The sequence below is a fragment of the Pseudomonas sp. CFSAN084952 genome (assembly GCF_009648855.1).
GTDB classification, from domain to species: domain Bacteria; phylum Pseudomonadota; class Gammaproteobacteria; order Pseudomonadales; family Pseudomonadaceae; genus Aquipseudomonas; species Aquipseudomonas paracarnis.
The window spans coordinates 977,473-994,402 of sequence record NZ_CP045767.1 but is presented as its reverse complement, the minus strand read 5'-3'; the positions used below and the strand labels follow the sequence as shown (position 1 = coordinate 994,402).

The window sequence follows — 16,930 nt, the reverse complement described above, 5'->3', positions numbered from 1 at the left end:
TAGCTGCCTGGGAAGAAGCCTGCGATGACCTCCACTGCCGCCCCGCTCGACTTGTTGCTGCTGCCGACCTGGCTGGTACCCGTCGAGCCAGCTGGCGTGGTGCTCAAGGAGCACGGCCTGGGTATCCGCGATGGCTGCATTGCCTTTATCGGGCCACGGGACGCGGCGTTGAAGCTCGCGGCGCAAGAGGTGCGTGAACTGCCCGGCATGCTGCTCAGCCCCGGCCTGGTCAATGCCCACGGCCATGCCGCCATGACCCTGTTCCGCGGCTTGGCCGACGATTTGCCACTGATGACCTGGCTGGAAAAACACATCTGGCCCGCCGAAGCCAAGTGGGTCGATGAAGCGTTCGTGCGCGACGGCACCAACCTGGCCATTGCCGAGCAGATCAAGGGCGGCATCAGCTGCTTCTCGGACATGTATTTCTACCCCAAGGTCGCCAGTGACTGCGTGCACAACAGCGGTATGCGTGCGCAGATCGCGCTGCCGATCCTCGACTTCCCGATCCCCGGCGCCAGCAGTGCCGACGAGGCGATCCGCCAGGGTATCGAGTTGTTCGGCGACCTCAAGCACCACCCGCGCATCAAAATCACCTTCGGCCCCCACGCCCCGTACACCGTGTGCGATGCCAACCTGGAAAAAATCCGGGTGATCGCCGAAGAGCTGGACGCCGCGATCCATATGCACGTTCACGAAACCGCCTTTGAAGTGCAGCAAGCCGTCGAGCAGACCGGCGAGCGGCCATTGGCGCGCCTGGCTCGCCTTGGCTTGCTGGGCCCGCGCTTTCAGGCCGTGCACATGACCCAAATCAGCGAAGACGACCTGGCTTTACTGGTAGAAAGCAACACCAGCGTCATTCACTGCCCGGAATCGAACCTGAAACTGGCCAGCGGCTTTTGCCCGGTGGAGCGCTTGTGGCAGGCTGGCGTCAACGTGGCCATCGGCACCGACGGCGCCGCCAGCAACAATGACCTGGATCTGCTTGGCGAAACCCGCACGGCGGCGATGCTGGCCAAGGCCGTGGCCGGTTCGGCCACTGCGCTGGATGCCCACCGCGCCTTGCGCATGGCCACACTCAACGGCGCCAGGGCGATGGGCCTGGACAGCCAGATTGGCTCCCTGGAAGTCGGCAAGGCGGCAGACATCGTCGCTTTTGATCTTTCCGGGCTGGCGCAACAACCGATCTACGATCCGGTCTCACAGCTTATATATGCCACCGGGCGCGATTGCGTGAAACACCTTTGGGTTGCCGGCAAGCCATTGCTCGACGACCGGCAATTGACCCGCATGGATGAACAACAGTTGACCGCCACGGCCATTGCCTGGGGCCAACGCATCAGCGGGCACAGCGAATAACGACGCGGCTGAAGCCTTGGGTTCAGCCGCGACACACCGACTTATCAGATTCAGAGGATTCACCATGAGCAACGTCGACCACGCCGAAATCGCCAAGTTTGAAGCCCTTGCCCATCGCTGGTGGGACCGCGAGAGCGAATTCAAGCCCTTGCACGACATCAACCCACTGCGGGTCAATTGGATTGACGAGCGCGTCAACCTGGCCGGCAAGAAAGTGCTGGACGTCGGTTGCGGCGGCGGCATCCTCAGCGAAGCCATGGCCCAGCGCGGCGCCACCGTGATGGGCATCGACATGGGCGAAGCGCCGCTGGCCGTAGCCCAGTTGCACCAGCTCGAATCCGGCGTGAGCGTGGAATACCGCCAGATCACTGCCGAAGCCCTGGCCGAGGAAATGCCCGAGCAGTTCGACGTGGTCACCTGCCTGGAAATGCTCGAACACGTGCCAGACCCGTCCTCGGTGATCCGTGCGTGCTTCCGTATGGTCAAGCCCGGCGGCCAGGTGTTCTTCTCCACCATCAACCGCAACCCCAAGGCCTACCTGTTCGCGATCATCGGCGCTGAATACATCATGAAGCTGCTGCCGCGCGGCACCCATGATTTCAAGAAATTCATCCGCCCTTCCGAGCTGGGTGCGTGGAGCCGCCAAGCCGGGCTGACCGTCAAGGACATCATCGGCCTGACCTACAACCCGCTGACCAAGCACTACAAGCTGGCCAACGATGTTGACGTCAACTACATGATCCAGACCCTGCGCGAGGAGTAAGCCTGTGAAGTTGCGAGCGGTTCTCTTCGACATGGACGGTACCCTGCTGGACACCGCGCCGGACTTTATCGCCATCTGCCAGGCCATGCGCGCCGACCGTGGCCTGGCGCCGATCAACCCGCAGCACATCCGCGATGAAATTTCCGGTGGTGCGCGGGCGATGGTCGCGGTGACCTTCTCGATGGACCCGGAGTCGCCGGGTTTTGAGGAACTGCGCCAGGAATTCCTGGAGCGTTACCTCAAGGATTGCGCAGTCCACAGCAAGCTGTTCGACGGCATGGCCGAGCTGCTGGAAGACATCGAGAAAGCCAAGTTGATCTGGGGTGTAGTCACCAACAAGCCGGTGCGCTTTGCCGAACCGATCATGCAACGGCTGGGCCTGGCCGAGCGTTCGGCCGTGCTGATCTGCCCGGACCACGTGAAAAACAGCAAGCCGGACCCGGAGCCGATGATTCTGGCGTGCAAGATGCTCGACCTGGACCCGGCCAGCGTGCTGTTCGTGGGCGATGACCTGCGCGACATCGAATCCGGCCGCGATGCTGGTACGCGCACGGCGGCGGTCACTTATGGCTATATCCACCCGGACGACAACCCCCGCCACTGGGGCGCGGATGTGGTGGTGGATCACCCGCTGGAATTGCGCAAGGTGCTGGATAACGCCCTGTGCAGTTGCTGATGGTTCGAAGCAATGTGGGAGCTGGCTTGCCTGCGATAGCGGTCTGCCAGCCAGCACATTTGGCGACCGGTCGTCCGCCATCGCAGGCAAGCCAGCTCCCACAGGATATGGACTCCACTTCGAGAGCTGTATCACCTTGAAATTTGTCGAGGCTATTTATGTTTGATTACTCTGCCCCTCCAGAACTGCTCAAAGGCCGGATCATCCTGGTAACCGGCGCCGGTCGCGGGATTGGCGCGGCAGCGGCGAAGACCTATGCCGCCCATGGCGCCACCGTGCTGTTGCTGGGCAAGACCGAAGCCAACCTGGCCCAGGTGTATGACGAGATCGAAGCCGCCGGCCACCCACAGCCGGTGGTGATCCCGTTCAACCTGGAGACCGCCCTGCCCCATCAATACGATGAGCTGGCAGCGATGATCGAAAAGGCATTCGGCCACCTCGACGGTTTGTTGCACAACGCCTCGATCATCGGCCCGCGCACGCCCATCGAGCAGTTGTCCGGCGAGAACTTCATGCGGGTGATGCACGTGAACGTCAACGCGATGTTCATGCTGACCAGCACGTTGCTGCCGCTGCTCAAGCTGTCCCAGGATGCGTCGGTGGTGTTCACCTCCAGCAGCGTCGGGCGCAAGGGCCGTGCTTATTGGGGTGCCTATGGCGTGTCCAAGTTCGCCACCGAGGGGCTGATGCAAACCCTGGCCGATGAACTGGAAGATGTGGCCGCAGTGCGCGCCAACAGCATCAACCCGGGCGGCACCCGCACCAGCATGCGCGCCCAGGCGTACCCAGGGGAAAACCCGATGGAAAGGCCGGCGCCGGAAGAGATCATGCCGGTGTACCTGTACCTGATGGGGCCGGACAGTGCGGGCATCAACGGCCAGGCCTTCGATGCGCAATAAGCCCTGACACACCGCAAAACAAAGGTGGGAGCTGGCTTGCCTGCGATAGCATCACCGCGGTGTCACTGAGGCACCGAGGTGTCTGTATCGCAGGCAAGCCAGCTTCCACATTGCTTTGTGGTGTACTCAAATACTCAGTTTTTGACCACTTCCTCAAGGGTGAAGCGCCCCAACGGGTTCTGCAGGAAGTTGCTTACGTTCTTGCGTGAGATATTGATGTAGGGGCTGTAGTACAGGTCAATCCAGTTCACATCCTGTTTGGCCAGTTTCTGCAACTCCACATACATTTGCTCACGCTTGGCCGGGTCTGCCTCGATCCGCGCAGCCGCCACCAAGGCCTTGACCTGGTCGTTCTTGTAGCGGGTCATATAGTTCTGGTTGGTGTCGTGGCCCAGCACGAAGGTGGTTTTCTGGTCGGGGTCGAGGATGTCGTTGGTCCAGTACATCACCGAAATATCGTACTCACCATCCACCAGCATCTGCCAGCTTTGGGTGGGGTCGACTTTTTGCAGGTTGGCGGTCACACCGACCTTGGCCAGCTGGTCTTTGATGATCACCGCGATCTGCTCGTCGGCCTCATTGCCGGCATTGACCACGTAGTTGAGCTTCAAATCCTGGGCACCTGCAGCGGCCAGCAGCTTCTTGGCTTCGGCCGGGTCGTACGGGCGTTGCAGGTTGTTGGCGTAGTGGTACAGCGAGCCCTTTGGAATGTAGGAATAAGCCACGGTGCCTTGACCGTAAGTGACGGCTTTGACCAGCGATTGCTTGTCGATGGCCATGTCCAGGGCCTGGCGCACTTGCGGCTTGGCCAACAAGCCGTGCTCGTGGTTGATCAACAGGTGATCTTCACGGGTGGACGGGTCGGCGTGGATCACCACGTTCTGGTCTTTTTTCAGTTCTTCGACCCGGGAGAACGGCACGAAGATCGCCGTGTCGAGTTCGTTGTTCTGCACCATGCGCATGCGCGTGTTGTCATCGGTCACCGACACCCATTCCACGCCGTCCAGGCTCACGCTGCCGGCCTGCCAGAAATTCGGGTTTTTCTTCAGGATCACGCGGTCGCCCTTGCGCCACTCGTCCACGGTAAACGCGCCGGAGGTCACCGGGTTTTCCGAGTAGGCGTCTTCGCCCATCTTGGTCATGGCTTTTTCCGACAGGATCGACACCGTTGGCGACGCCAGTTGCGAGAGGAAGGCCACCGCCGGGGTTTTCAAGGTGACCACCAGGGTCTTGGCATCGCTGGCCGTGGCGGTGTTGATCAGGCTGAACGGGTCGCTCCACAAGGAGGCCTTGTTGTCGCGGATGCGCAGCAGGCTGAATGCGGCGTCGGCGGCAGTGATCGGCGAGCCGTCAGAGAACTTCGCCTCGCGCAGCTTGAAGGTGTAGGTCAGGCCATCCTTGGAAATGTCCCAGCTTTCGGCCAGGCCCGGTTCCATCTTGGTGCCCAGGTTATCCACGCGCACCAGGGTGTCGTAGACGTTGGCAAATACCCAGGTGTCGCGGTTTTGCGCGCTTTTGATCGGGTCGAAGGTGGTGCTGTCTTCACGGCAGCCGATGGTGAGCACACCGGCGGCCTGTGCCAGGCCGGCGGTCAGCGACCAGGCCGTGAGGGTAGCGGCGGCGAGCAATTTCAAGTGGCGCGAGTGCATATCACAACTCCTTGTTAATGAATGGCAGAAGGTCAAAGCAAAGGGTCTTCAAGCACGCAACTGTACCGATGCTCGTGCAGGAAATGGGTGGGAGGCAATACCGAGGAACACTTGGCTTGCGCATACCGGCAACGCGGGTGAAAGGCACAACCAGTCGGCAGATTCAGCGGGCTCGGCGGTTCGCCGGGCAATGGCTGCGCAGGCAATGGCCGGTGCGGATCGATCTCCGGGATGGCCTGGATCAGCGCCGCCGTATACGGGTGACGCGGCGCGGTGAACACCGCTTCCACCGGGCCTTCCTCGACGATCTTGCCCAGGTACATCACCGCCACGCGGTCGCACAGGCGTCGCACGATGGCCAGGTCATGGGCGATAAACAGGATCGCCAGGTTCATGCGCTGTTGCAGTTCCAGCAGCAGGTTGATGATCTGGCCCTGGATCGACACATCCAGCGCCGCCACACATTCATCGGCAATGATCAGGCGCGGCTCCACCGCCAGCGCCCGGGCGATACCCACGCGCTGGCACTGGCCGCCACTGAGGGAGCCGGGCTTGCGTGAAGCCAGCTCAGGACGCAAGCCGACCAGTTCGAGCAACTCATTCACACGCTCAGGAATCTGCTGCGCCGCCACCTTACGCTGCACACGCAGTACCTCGGCGAGGGTTTCGCCAATGCTGTGCCGTGGATTGAGTGCGGCGTAGGGGTCCTGGAAAATCATCGCGGTTTCATGCCGCAGCCGGGCAATGTCGATGGCGCTGCCATGGGCCATGTCGATACCGTCGAACAACACCTGCCCGGCGCTGATCGGGTTGAGGTGCAGAATTGCCCGGCCCAGGGTGCTCTTGCCACTGCCGGACTCGCCCACCAAACCCAGGGTTTCACCGGCAGCGAGGTTCAGCGACACCCCGTTCACCGCCCTCACCCACTGGCGGTTGAGGCCCAGCAGGCCGCTGCCGGACGCGGCAAAGCGCACTTCCAGATCCTTGACCTGTAACAAGCTCATGGGCGCGCTCCCAACGGGTAGTGACAGGCCACGCGTGCGCCCTGGGGCAGCAACTCGGTGCACAAGGCGTCTGCCTGCGGGCAGCGCGGGTGGAAGCGGCAGCCGTCGGGCAATGCATCGAGCAACGGCGGCTGGCCAGCAATGGTGCGCAACAACGCATGCCCGCTGCTGTGGGCCGGCTGGCAGTCGATCAGGCCTGCGGTATACGGATGTTGCGGTTGGGCCAGCAGTTCGTATTTGCTGCCGTGCTCGCACAGGCGCCCGGCGTACATCACGGCGATGGCATCGCAGGTTTGCGCCACCACGCCCAGGTCATGGGTGATCATGATGATCGACAGGCCACGCTGGTCGCGCAGGTCGAGCAACAGCCGCAGGATTTGCGCCTGCACCGTCACATCCAGGGCCGTGGTCGGTTCGTCGGCGATCAACACCTTCGGGTTGCAGCCCAGGGCCACGGCGATCATGGCGCGCTGGCGCATGCCACCGGAAAACTCATGGGGGTAGTTGTCGACCCGGGCCTGGGGGTCGGGAATCCCGACCTGACGCAATACCTCGATCGCCTGCAAGCGCGCGTCTTTTTTCGACGCACCTTGATGCAGGCGGATGCCCTCGGCGATCTGCTCACCGATACGCATCAGCGGGTCCAGGTGGCTGCTGGGGTTCTGGAAGACCATGCCCAACTGCCCGCCGCGCACGGCGCGCATACCGGCATCATCCAGTGCCAATAAGTCCTGGCCGGCCAACTGCACCGCGCCGCCCTGCACCCGCAGGTTGGGCGATGGCAACAGACGCATCAGGCCGCGACAGGCCATGGTCTTGCCCGAACCGCTCTCGCCCACCAGGCCGAGGATTTCACCCTCGGCCAGGTCGAAAGACACCCGGTCCACCAAGGTGACCTCACGCCCGGCGTTGTTGGCGATCACACTGAGGTCGCGCACCTTCAGCAGGCTCATGAGCGCTCCCCCAATACCTGCGCAACACCATCGGCCAACAGGCTGAAGCCCATGGCCAAGGTCACGATGGCCAGGCCCGGAAAGGTGCAGATCCACCAGGCGGTGGTGATAAAGGCTTGCCCCTCGGCCACCATCGTCCCCCATTCGGCGGTCGGTGGTTGCACCCCCAGGCCCAGGTAACTGACGGCGGCGCCGTTGAGCAGCACCAGCACCGCGTCGGACATGGAAAACACGATGGAGCCAAACAGCGCATTGGGCAGCAAATGCCGGAACAGAATGCGTCCATGGCCAAAGCCCAGGCTCTTGGCGGCCAGGGCGAACTCGCTTTCCTTGAGCACCAGGATCTGCGAGCGAATCAGGCGCGCATACGACACCCAGCCCACCAGCGCCATGGCGATGTAAAAACTCTGTAAGCCCGGCCCGAGGATGGCCATGATCGCCAGCATCAGCACCAGGAACGGGAACGCCAGCACCACGTCGATCACACGCATGCAGACACTGTCGAAACGCCCGCCGATATAACCCGAGACCGCACCGATAAAGGTGCCAATGATGAAAGGGAAGATCACCCCGATAACCGCCAACTGCAGGTCGATGCGCGCACCCCAGATCACCCTCGACAGGATGTCCCTGCCGTAATTGTCCGTACCCAACGGATGGGCAAGGCTGGGGGCCAGCAAACTCATGCCGGTGTCCTGCGCGATGGGGTCATAGGGCGCGACCCACGGCGCAAACAGCGCCAGGGCCAACCACGCGAACAGGATCAACAACCCCCATGCGGCGGTCAGTCGGCCATTGCGAAAACCAAAGCGCAGGCGCAAGCGCCATGGGGCGATCAGGGGGCGACTGCTCATTGCATCTTCACCCGTGGGTCAAGGGCCACTGTCACCAGGTCAGCCATGAAGTTGACCACCACCGTGGCACAGGCCAGCACCATCGCCACGCCCTGCACCACCATGTAGTCACGGGTGAAAATGCCGCGCACTAGCAACTGGCCGATGCCTGGAATCGCGAACAGGCTTTCGATGACCACCGTGCCGCTGATCAGCCAACCGATGTTGACCGCCAGCAGGTTGACCGCCGGCACCAGAGCGTTGGGCAGCACATGCCGGCGAAACACCGCGCCTTCCGACAGCCCGCGTGCGCGTGCGGCGGTGACGTGATCCGCCTGCAATTCCATCAACATGCTCGCCCGCAGGTTACGCACCAGCACCGCCGACAGCGCCAGGGCGATGGTCAGGCACGGCAAGAGCATGTGGTGCGCCTTGTCCAGCCAGGTGCGCCCGTAACCGGACACCGGGAACAAGCCCCATTTCACGCTGAGCAGCAGGATCAGCATCAACCCCAGCCAGAACGCCGGCATGCCCAGGCCGACCGTGGTGAACACGCGGATCAGCTTGTCTGCCCAACGGCCTTGCTGGCGCGCCGCAATCGTTGCCAGTGGCACCGCTATCAACAACGCGAGCACCACGCTGCCCAGCACCAGCACCAGGGTCGGCTCGATCCGGGTGACGATCAGTGTCAGGGCGTCGACCTTGTACAGCAGCGATTGGCCGAGGTCGCCCTTGAGCAGGTTTTTCAGGAAGTAAAAGTATTGCAACCACAAAGGCTGGTCGAGGCCGAACTGGGCGCGGATCTTCAGCAGCGCATCCGGCGTGCTGCGCGAACCCAGCAAGGCGCGCGCCGGGTCGCCAGGAATCGAGCGCACCAACACGAAGGTGATCAGGCTGATGCCCAGCAGCACCGGCAGCAATTGCAGGGGCCGGGACAACACAAAACGGTAGCGCGCCAGGTTCATGCGTCAGCCTCGGTGGCGAGCGAGGAAGTCCAGCAGCACCGGGAAGTACGCCTGCGGCTCCTCGTAAAACGGCATATGACTGCTGTTGGGGAACACATGCAACTCGGCGTGGGGTGCTGCTAGTTTCATGCGCATTGCGCAAGCGGGGGTAAGTTCGTCGTGCTGGCCGGTGGTGATCAGGATCGGCATCGTGAACTCGGCCATTTCCTTGAGGCGGTTCCAGTCCTTGAGGTTGCCGATATAGAGGAACTCGTTGGGGCCTTGCATGGTTTCGTACGGCCCCATGTTCCAGTCGCCCAGGGAGCGCTTGACCGGCTCCGGCCATTCGTCGAGCCGGCACACGTGGCGGTAGTTGAGCAAGGTGATGGCGGCCTGGTACTGCGGGTGGTCGAGGGTGCCCATGGCTTCGTGGCGTTGCATCATGGCCACGGTTTCGCTGCCCAGGGCGCCGCGCAGGCGCTCCAGTTCCTGGGACAGGTGGGGAATGTCGCCGACGGTGTTTTCCAGGATCAGGCTTTTGAGCGCACCGGGATAATGCACGGCATATTCGATCCCCAGCCAACCGCCCCAGGAGTGCCCGAGCAAATGCACGCGGCCCAGGCCCAGCGCCTGGCGCACGGTCTCGACTTCTTCGACATAACGGCGGATTTCCCACAGTGCGGCATCGGTCGGTCTGGCTGATGCGCCTGTGCCAAGCTGGTCGAATGCAACCACTCGCAGGTTACGCGCTTTGAGCCAGCCATGGGCGTCACGCAGATAGTCACACGGCAGGCCCGGCCCGCCGTTGAGACACAGCAGCACCTCATCGCCTTCGCCAAAGCTGTAGACCACGAGGTTATGGCCGTCGACTTGCACGTTGTACTGCTGGTCGGGGGCAATTTCACGCCACATGCATACATTCCTTGTGTTGTATCGGCCTGGCGGGTAGCGGCCGTTTATCAGGTCAACACTACCGAGGATGCCGTGCGTCCATAACCTAGTATTTCTTATAGGTTTGGCCTGGCAGTCCTTCGCCGGGGCGTGGCATTCTACTTGCAGCAAGTCGAGATTCAAATGAATTCGGGAGCAGAACGGATGCTGGCCAAGCTGACCGCCTTCAATAATCGCCTCATACCGGGCAGGAGCCTGGATGAACAGATGGACAATACGTTTATCCTGGCCCAACAACTGGGCTTCGATGCGCTGGTGTATGACTACAGCCCGGTGCCCATCGATCTCAACGGCGCACTGATCACGCCTTCGCTGTTGCAACTGCGCAACACACCGGCCGACTGGCACGCCTTATGGTGCAGCGAAGGGTTTTACCAGATCGACCCGGTGCAACACCTGGCATTGAGTTCGGTATCACCGTTTGTCTGGTCCTATGAGGCCAAGACTGAGACCGCCCTGCAAAAGATCATCGACCCGTGCCACGCTCCCGTTTCCTCCTACCTGCATGAACGCCAGCTGACCTGCGGCGTCAGTGTGCCGATTCATCTGCCCAAGGGCGGTTTTGCCTCGCTCACCGGCTTACGCACCGGCAAGGCGCGCACGGTATTGAAGGACGCCCAACATACGCTGGCCGATTTCAGTCTGATTACCCATGCCCTCCAGGAAGCGGCGTACCCGCTGTTCAGCAAGGAGGTGCGGGCTTATCCGCACATCCGCCTGACCAAGCGCGAGCGCGAATGCCTGAAATGGGCGGCAGAGGGCCTGACCGCCGCTGAAATCGCCACGCAATTGAGCCGCTCCCTGGCAGTGGTCACCCTGCACCTGGCCTCGGCCATGCACAAACTGGGGGCCAAAAACCGTGTTCAAGCGGTGGTTCGAGCCACCCATTACCGCTTGCTGGAAGATTGAGCTTTCGGCAAAAACCTATCTGTTTTGCTAGTTACCTAAACTTTTTGTTCAGACTATCGTAACCCTGATCCTTTTTTTCAGAGCAGGGTACGAAATGGAATTCATCGAAAAAGTTCGCGAAGGCTACGCGCCCTTTGGCGCCTATCAGACCTGGTATCGCGTCACGGGCGACCTGAGCACAGGCCGCACGCCCTTGGTGATCATCCATGGCGGCCCGGGCTGCACCCACGATTACGTCGACGCCTTCAAGGACGTCGCCGCCAGCGGCCACGCAGTCATCCATTACGACCAGTTGGGCAACGGCCGCTCCACGCATTTGCCGGAAAAAGATCCGTCGTTCTGGACCATCGGCCTGTTCCTCGACGAGTTGAACAACCTGCTGGACCACCTGCAAATCAGTGAAAACTACGCGATCCTCGGGCAATCCTGGGGCGGCATGCTCGGCAGCGAACACGCGATCTTGCAACCCAAAGGCCTGCGCGCGTTTATCCCTGCCAACTCGCCCACCTGCATGCGCACCTGGGTCAGCGAAGCCAATCGCCTGCGTAAGCTGTTGCCTGAAGGCGTGCACGAAACCCTGCTCAAGCACGAGCAGGCCGGCACCTACCAAGACCCGCAATACCTCGCGGCCTCTCGGATTTTCTATGACCAGCATGTGTGCCGGGTCAACCCATGGCCCGAAGAAGTGGCACGCACCTTCGCCCAGGTGGATGCCGACCCGACGGTGTACCACGCCATGAGCGGCCCGACCGAATTCCACGTGATCGGCAGCTTGAAGGACTGGAATGTGATCGGCCGCCTGTCAGCCATCAAGGTGCCAACCCTGGTGATTTCCGGTCGACATGACGAAGCCACACCGTTGGTGGTCAAGCCGTTCCTGGATGAGATAGCGGACGTGCGCTGGGCACTGTTTGAAGACTCCAGCCACATGCCCCATGTGGAAGAACGCCAGGCATGCATGGGGACGGTGGTGAAGTTTCTGGATGAGGCGTGTTCGTTGCCGCACAAAGCCCTCAAGGCCGGCTGAATCCCTGTGGGAGCTGGCTTGCCTGCGATAGCACCGGTGAATTCACCATCGCTATCGCAGGCAAGCCAGCTCCCACAGGGTACACGGGTCGCTCGTTAAACCTCGCTGGTCTCAGCCTTGGATGCTTTCCTCAAGGTATCCGCTACCAGGGGAATTTCCTTGCCCTCGGCATCAAACAACTTCCCACCCCGGTAGTAATCGCCATCGCGCAACGCGGCCACGTCGCGAAAGCACAAGCTGCGCTCAGTCCCCGCCACAAACACTGACTGCTGGTCCGAGTTGCCGGCGGTGAAGTGGTTGAATGCCAGGTTCAGCAATATCGCCATGATTGCCGACGAGCTGATGCCCGAGTGGAAGATGGTCGCGAACCAGCTTGGAAACTGATCGTAGAAGCTGGGCGCGGCGATGGGGATCATGCCGAAGCCGATGGACGTGGCGACGATGATCAGGTTCATGTTGTTGCGGTAATCCACCTTGGACAGCGTGCGAATCCCGCTGGCCGCCACTGTGCCGAACAATACAATCCCGGCGCCGCCCAACACGGAGGTGGGCACGGCCGCGATCACCCGGCCCATGAATGGCAGCAGGCCGAGCACCACTAGGAATACCCCGCCAGTGGCCACCACAAACCGACTCTTGACCCCGGTCACCGCCACCAGGCCGACGTTCTGGGCGAACGCGCTCTGGGTAAACGAACCGAAGATCGGCGCGAACATGCTCGACAGCATGTCGGCGCGCAGGCCGTTGCCCAGACGCTTGGAGTCCACTTTGGTGTCGATGATCTCGCCCACCGCCAGGATATCCGCTGACGTTTCCACCAGCGTCACCATCACCACGATGCACATGGAAATAATCGCCGCCACATGGAAGGTGGGCATGCCGAAGTGAAATGGCGTGGGGAAACCGAACATCGGCCCCTGCATGACACCAGAGAAGTCCGCCATGCCAAGCAGCACCGCGATCACCGTGCCGATCACCATGGCCAGCAGGATCGACAGGCGCGAGATGGTTGCGCTGCCGATCTTGCTCAGTAGCAGCACCAGCACCAGAGTCAGCGCGGCCAGGCCGATGTTAGACATGCTGCCAAAATCCGCCGCCCGGCTGTTGCCACCCATGGCCCAGCGCGCCGCTACGGGCATCAGGGTCAGGCCGATGGTGGTAATCACAATGCCCGTCACCAGCGGCGGAAAAAACTTGGTGATCCTTGAGAACACCGGGGTGATCAACAAACCGATAAAGGATGCGGCCATCACCGCCCCGAGTATCGCTGGCACACCACCGGCACCGTCGCTGCCGACAATCGCCACCATGGTCGCCACACCCGCGAACGACACGCCCTGCACCAGCGGCAACTGACAGCCGAAAAACGGCAGGCCCAGGGTTTGCAGCAGCGTGGCCAGGCCACCGGCAAACAGCGATGCAGCGATCAGCAAGCCGATATCCGCCGGCGACAACCCGGCTGCCTGGCCGACGATCAACGGCACGGCGACGATACCGCCATACATGGTGAGCACATGCTGCAGGCCGTAAGCCATGTTGGCGGCGACGCCCAGATTTTCATCTTCGGGCCGCTGCGGTGACGCCTTCGGGATAGTCATGGTGAGGGGTTCTCTGTTTTTGTTGTGCGCTCACTGTATGCAATGTTAAGACTGTATGTCCATAGAGTTGTATACAATCAATCGAACAAGATACCCTCCAACGGCGTTACAAAAACAATCCGGCCGTCACGAGCCAGAACGCTAAAGGACAAAAAGAATGAAAAAGGCACTACAGGGCGCCACCGTCGCATTGACCCTTCTCGGCGGCGGGGAGGCCGTTGCGGTGGAATGGATGAACAACAGCGTCGGGTTTCGCTACGGGCAGCACTTCACCAACCCGAACAACCCCGACGACTTCAGCAAGCGCATCTACAGTTTTACCCACGCCAGCGGCTACCGTTACGGCAGCAACTTCCTCAACCTCGACGTATTCCTGTCCGACAGCAGCGACCCGCGCAAAGGCACCGACCACGGGGGCAGCGAGGTGTACGCCGTGTACCGGCATCAGTTGTATGCCTCACGCGTGTTCGACTTGCCGCCGGGCACGGGGCTGATCAAGGATTACGCGTTGACCCTGGGCTTCGACGCCAACCGCAACAACAACTTCGCCTCCGCCAAGAAGCGCGCTCTGGTGATTGGCCCCACGTTGAAGTTCAACACTGTCGGCGTGCTGGACCTGAGCCTGATGTACTACAAGGAAAAGAACCACACCGGCATTCCCGGCGCGCAAGAGTCGAACCACACCTTCGACGCTACCTACATGCTCAACCTGGCCTGGATGCGACCGTTCGAGGTGGGCAACCATGCGGCGAAATTCCAGGGGTTCATTAACTACGTCGGGGAAAAAGGCGAGGACTACCATGGCCGCGATACCGCACCGGAAGCGCTGATGCGTACGGCGCTGATGGTGGCGGTGCGACCGGGTAAAAGCGTCAAGCCGAACTTGTACCTGGGGGTGGGGTATGAGTACTGGCATAACAAATTCGGCGTGGACGGTGGGCGTGGCAGCCGCACCTCAACGCCGACGCTGAACATGGAAGTGACGTTCTAACTGAAGAAACGCAAAACAATGTGGGACCTGGCTTGCCTGCGATAGCGGTCTGTCAGTTAGCCCATCTGGCACTGATACACCGCTATCGCAGGCAAGCCAGCTCCCACACTTTGATCGTATTGTCAGCTCAGGCGTTGGCCAGTTCGGAAGAATTGCCCTTCGGCCGTGCCAGCCAATACCCCAACACCGCCAGCGGCGCGGTCGCCAGCATCACAATCACCGTGATCAACAGTGGTTGCTCGATCATCGACGACACCAACAGGCTGGCCAGGAAGCACAGGCCCAACTGCAGGGTGTTTTGCAGGGCCGCCGCCTTGCCGGAATTTTCCGCAAAGGGCATCAGCGCATTCGCCACCACAATCGGGTAGCTGGCGCCGTTGCACAGCGCCATCAGGCAGAACGGGATCAATAAGGTAGTCAGGGTCGGCACACTCAAGGTGGCCACCAGGTACAACGCCACCATGCTCAAGCAATAGGCGACCAGCAACCACGGCAGCAGGGTTTTACCCGGCAGGCGCTGCAAGGCGCTGCGGCAACTGTAGCCGCCAACGAGAAACGCCAGGGTCGGCAGTACGTAGCTGAGGCCGATGTCATTCGGGCTGTAGCCCATGCCACCGAGGATGAACGGCGAGGCGGTCAGCCAAGCGAAGAAGCTGGCCGAACAGGCGGCGAAGATCATTACATTGCCGGTAAACACCCGCGAGGTGAGCAATTGCCCATAGCCCAGGCGCACCGGGCTGCCCTTGTGCTCCGAACGCTTGGGCACATTGCGCAGGAACAAGGTCGGCAACAACAGCAACAACGACACCACCAGCAACACGCCGAAGATCGCCTGCCAGCCAAAGTGATTCAGCACCATGGCGCCCAGCAGCGGAGCCAGGGCCGGAGACAGCGACATCAACGGCATGATGCTGGCGAAGACGCGGTGAGCCTTGTCGGCCGGGTAGCGATCAATCACCAAGGCCTGCCAACTGACGGCGGCGGCACACACGCCAATCGCCTGCATAAAGCGCAGGGCCAGCAGTTGCGGCGCGCTCTGAACCCAGAACATGCCCAGGCAACCGAGCACAAACAGGCTCAGGCCCGCGATCAGAATCGGCTTGCGCCCCAGGCGGTCCGAGAGCGGCCCCCACAGCAACTGCCCCAGCGCAAAGCCGGCAAGGAAAATACTCAAGCTGGCGCCCACCGCGCCAGCACCAATGTTCAACTGCTCGCCCATGGCGCCAAACGCCGGCAAGTACATGTCCATGGCCAGATAACCGAGCATGCTCAGCCCCGCCAGATACCAGGTAAAACCAAAAGAATTTTTCATCGAAGCCTTGTAGATACTGCCATCAAACTATTTGCTGACTGGCGCCCATTATGAAGCTGACAATATCTGTGTGAAGCGATAATAATTGGACACTCTCATCAATAATTTTGAAGGCAGCGCTCATGTGGTCGGAATATTCCCTGGATGTGGTCGACGCCGTTGCCCGTCACGGCAGCTTCAGCGCCGCCGCCCAGGAACTGCACCGCGTACCGTCGGCCATCAGCTACACCGTGCGCCAGCTTGAAGAATGGCTGGCCGTGCCGCTGTTTGTGCGGCGGCATCGCGACGTAGAACTGACCCCCGCCGGCCGTTTGTTTATCGACGAAGCCCGCGGCGTGATGAAAAAAATGCTCGGCACCCGGCGCCTGTGCCAACAGGTGGCCAATGGTTGGAGCGGCCAGTTGAAGGTGGCCGTGGACTCCATCGTCAAACCCCAGCGCTGCCGGCAGTTGGTGCTCGACTTCTATCGGCAGTTTCCCGAAGTGGAATTGCTGCTCGAATACGAGGTGTACAACGGCGTGTGGGATGCGCTGGCGGATGAACGCACCGACATCGTGATCGGCGCCACCAGCGCGGTGCCGGTGGCCAGCCACTTCAGCTTCCGCGACATGGGCCTGTTGAACTGGCTGTGCGTGGTCAGCGCCCGGCACCCCTTAGCTGCGGCGGAAGGTTTACTCAGTGATGACCAACTGCGCCCCTTTGCCTCGCTGTGCATGACCGACACCTCACGCAACCTGCCCAAGCGCGACACCTGGACCCTGGATAACCAGCGCCGCCTGGTGGTGCCCAACTGGGCGTCGGCTCTGGATTGCCTGCGCGATGGCCTGTGTGTAGGGATGGCACCGGCCCATCAGGTATTGCCATGGATCGAGCGCGGGGACTTGGTCGCGCTGCAGTTGAGCCGGCCATTTCCGGCCAGCCCGTCGTGTGTGGCGTGGGCGCAGAACAAGCTGTCGCCAGCCATGGCGTGGTTGCTGGAATACTTGGGCGATACGGAGACCATGAACCAGGAATGGCTGAATGGCCCCTCCCTCTGATCGTTCCCACGCTCCGCGTGGTAACGCT

16 protein-coding genes are annotated in these 16,930 nt (G+C 61.5%); 8 read left to right on the top strand and 8 right to left on the bottom strand.

Annotated elements, in window-relative coordinates:
* Positions 1-24: 24 nt before the first annotated feature.
* The 4 genes from GH769_RS04645 (at position 25) to GH769_RS04630 (ending at position 3,694) form a co-directional block, all read left to right on the top strand.
* Positions 25-1,356 carry a TRZ/ATZ family hydrolase gene (locus tag GH769_RS04645; RefSeq protein ID WP_032902666.1) on the top strand — a complete coding sequence of 444 codons (1,332 nt, stop codon included), beginning with the start codon at positions 25-27 and terminating at the stop codon, positions 1,354-1,356.
* A 64-nt stretch (positions 1,357-1,420) separates the two neighbouring features.
* The gene (gene ubiG, locus GH769_RS04640; RefSeq protein ID WP_003189760.1) at positions 1,421-2,119 is read left to right on the top strand and encodes a bifunctional 2-polyprenyl-6-hydroxyphenol methylase/3-demethylubiquinol 3-O-methyltransferase UbiG; all 699 of its coding nucleotides are present in this window, start codon (positions 1,421-1,423) and stop codon (positions 2,117-2,119) included.
* 4 nt (positions 2,120-2,123) lie between these two features.
* Positions 2,124-2,795, top strand: coding sequence for an N-acetylmuramic acid 6-phosphate phosphatase MupP (gene mupP, locus GH769_RS04635; RefSeq protein ID WP_003189759.1), 672 nt, complete (start codon positions 2,124-2,126; stop codon positions 2,793-2,795).
* Between the two features lie 158 nt (positions 2,796-2,953).
* Positions 2,954-3,694, top strand: a complete 741-nt coding sequence (locus GH769_RS04630) for a YciK family oxidoreductase (protein ID WP_014717613.1) — start codon at positions 2,954-2,956, stop codon at positions 3,692-3,694.
* 134 nt (positions 3,695-3,828) lie between these two features.
* On the opposite strand, the gene GH769_RS04625 is transcribed toward GH769_RS04630, so the two are convergent.
* From GH769_RS04625 to GH769_RS04600, 6 genes are read right to left on the bottom strand one after another with little or no spacing between them, the layout of a single operon-like run.
* Positions 3,829-5,343 (bottom strand): ABC transporter substrate-binding protein, encoded by a 1,515-nt coding sequence (locus GH769_RS04625; protein ID WP_014717612.1) that lies wholly within the window; start codon positions 5,341-5,343, stop codon positions 3,829-3,831.
* Between the two features lie 32 nt (positions 5,344-5,375).
* Positions 5,376-6,347 carry an ABC transporter ATP-binding protein gene (locus tag GH769_RS04620; protein WP_020302500.1) on the bottom strand — a complete coding sequence of 324 codons (972 nt, stop codon included), beginning with the start codon at positions 6,345-6,347 and terminating at the stop codon, positions 5,376-5,378.
* The gene (locus tag GH769_RS04615; protein ID WP_020302501.1) at positions 6,344-7,300 is read right to left on the bottom strand and encodes an ABC transporter ATP-binding protein; all 957 of its coding nucleotides are present in this window, start codon (positions 7,298-7,300) and stop codon (positions 6,344-6,346) included. The genes GH769_RS04620 and GH769_RS04615 overlap by 4 nt, the downstream gene beginning before the upstream one ends.
* The gene (locus tag GH769_RS04610; protein WP_032902665.1) at positions 7,297-8,154 is read right to left on the bottom strand and encodes an ABC transporter permease; all 858 of its coding nucleotides are present in this window, start codon (positions 8,152-8,154) and stop codon (positions 7,297-7,299) included. The genes GH769_RS04615 and GH769_RS04610 overlap by 4 nt, the downstream gene beginning before the upstream one ends.
* The gene (locus GH769_RS04605; protein ID WP_020302503.1) at positions 8,151-9,098 is read right to left on the bottom strand and encodes an ABC transporter permease; all 948 of its coding nucleotides are present in this window, start codon (positions 9,096-9,098) and stop codon (positions 8,151-8,153) included. Before GH769_RS04605 ends, GH769_RS04610 begins: the two co-directional genes overlap by 4 nt.
* 3 nt (positions 9,099-9,101) lie before the next feature.
* The gene (locus GH769_RS04600; protein WP_032902663.1) at positions 9,102-9,989 is read right to left on the bottom strand and encodes a proline iminopeptidase-family hydrolase; all 888 of its coding nucleotides are present in this window, start codon (positions 9,987-9,989) and stop codon (positions 9,102-9,104) included.
* 183 nt (positions 9,990-10,172) lie between these two features.
* Between GH769_RS04600 and GH769_RS04595 the strand changes: the two genes are divergently transcribed.
* Together GH769_RS04595 and GH769_RS04590 are read left to right on the top strand one after the other, a co-directional pair.
* Entirely contained in the window at positions 10,173-10,937 is a 765-nt protein-coding gene (locus GH769_RS04595; protein WP_019820650.1) for a LuxR family transcriptional regulator, read from the top strand.
* A 94-nt stretch (positions 10,938-11,031) separates the two neighbouring features.
* Entirely contained in the window at positions 11,032-11,964 is a 933-nt protein-coding gene (locus GH769_RS04590; protein ID WP_019820652.1) for a proline iminopeptidase-family hydrolase, read from the top strand.
* A 95-nt stretch (positions 11,965-12,059) separates the two neighbouring features.
* Here the strand turns inward: GH769_RS04590 and GH769_RS04585 are convergent, their stop codons facing one another.
* Complete coding sequence (locus GH769_RS04585; RefSeq protein ID WP_014717605.1) at positions 12,060-13,562, bottom strand: nucleobase:cation symporter-2 family protein; 1,503 nt, start codon at positions 13,560-13,562, stop codon at positions 12,060-12,062.
* A 157-nt stretch (positions 13,563-13,719) separates the two neighbouring features.
* Between GH769_RS04585 and GH769_RS04580 the strand changes: the two genes are divergently transcribed.
* The gene (locus GH769_RS04580; RefSeq protein WP_019820654.1) at positions 13,720-14,553 is read left to right on the top strand and encodes a hypothetical protein; all 834 of its coding nucleotides are present in this window, start codon (positions 13,720-13,722) and stop codon (positions 14,551-14,553) included.
* Positions 14,554-14,680: 127 nt separating this feature from the next.
* Here the strand turns inward: GH769_RS04580 and punC are convergent, their stop codons facing one another.
* A complete protein-coding gene (gene punC / locus GH769_RS04575) occupies positions 14,681-15,865 on the bottom strand; it encodes a purine nucleoside transporter PunC (RefSeq protein WP_014717603.1) in 1,185 nt (394 codons plus the stop codon).
* Between the two features lie 122 nt (positions 15,866-15,987).
* Between punC and punR the strand changes: the two genes are divergently transcribed.
* On the top strand, positions 15,988-16,902 hold the full coding sequence (punR, locus tag GH769_RS04570; RefSeq protein ID WP_014717602.1) for a DNA-binding transcriptional activator PunR: 915 nt from the start codon (positions 15,988-15,990) through the stop codon (positions 16,900-16,902).
* Positions 16,903-16,930: the final 28 nt, after the last annotated feature.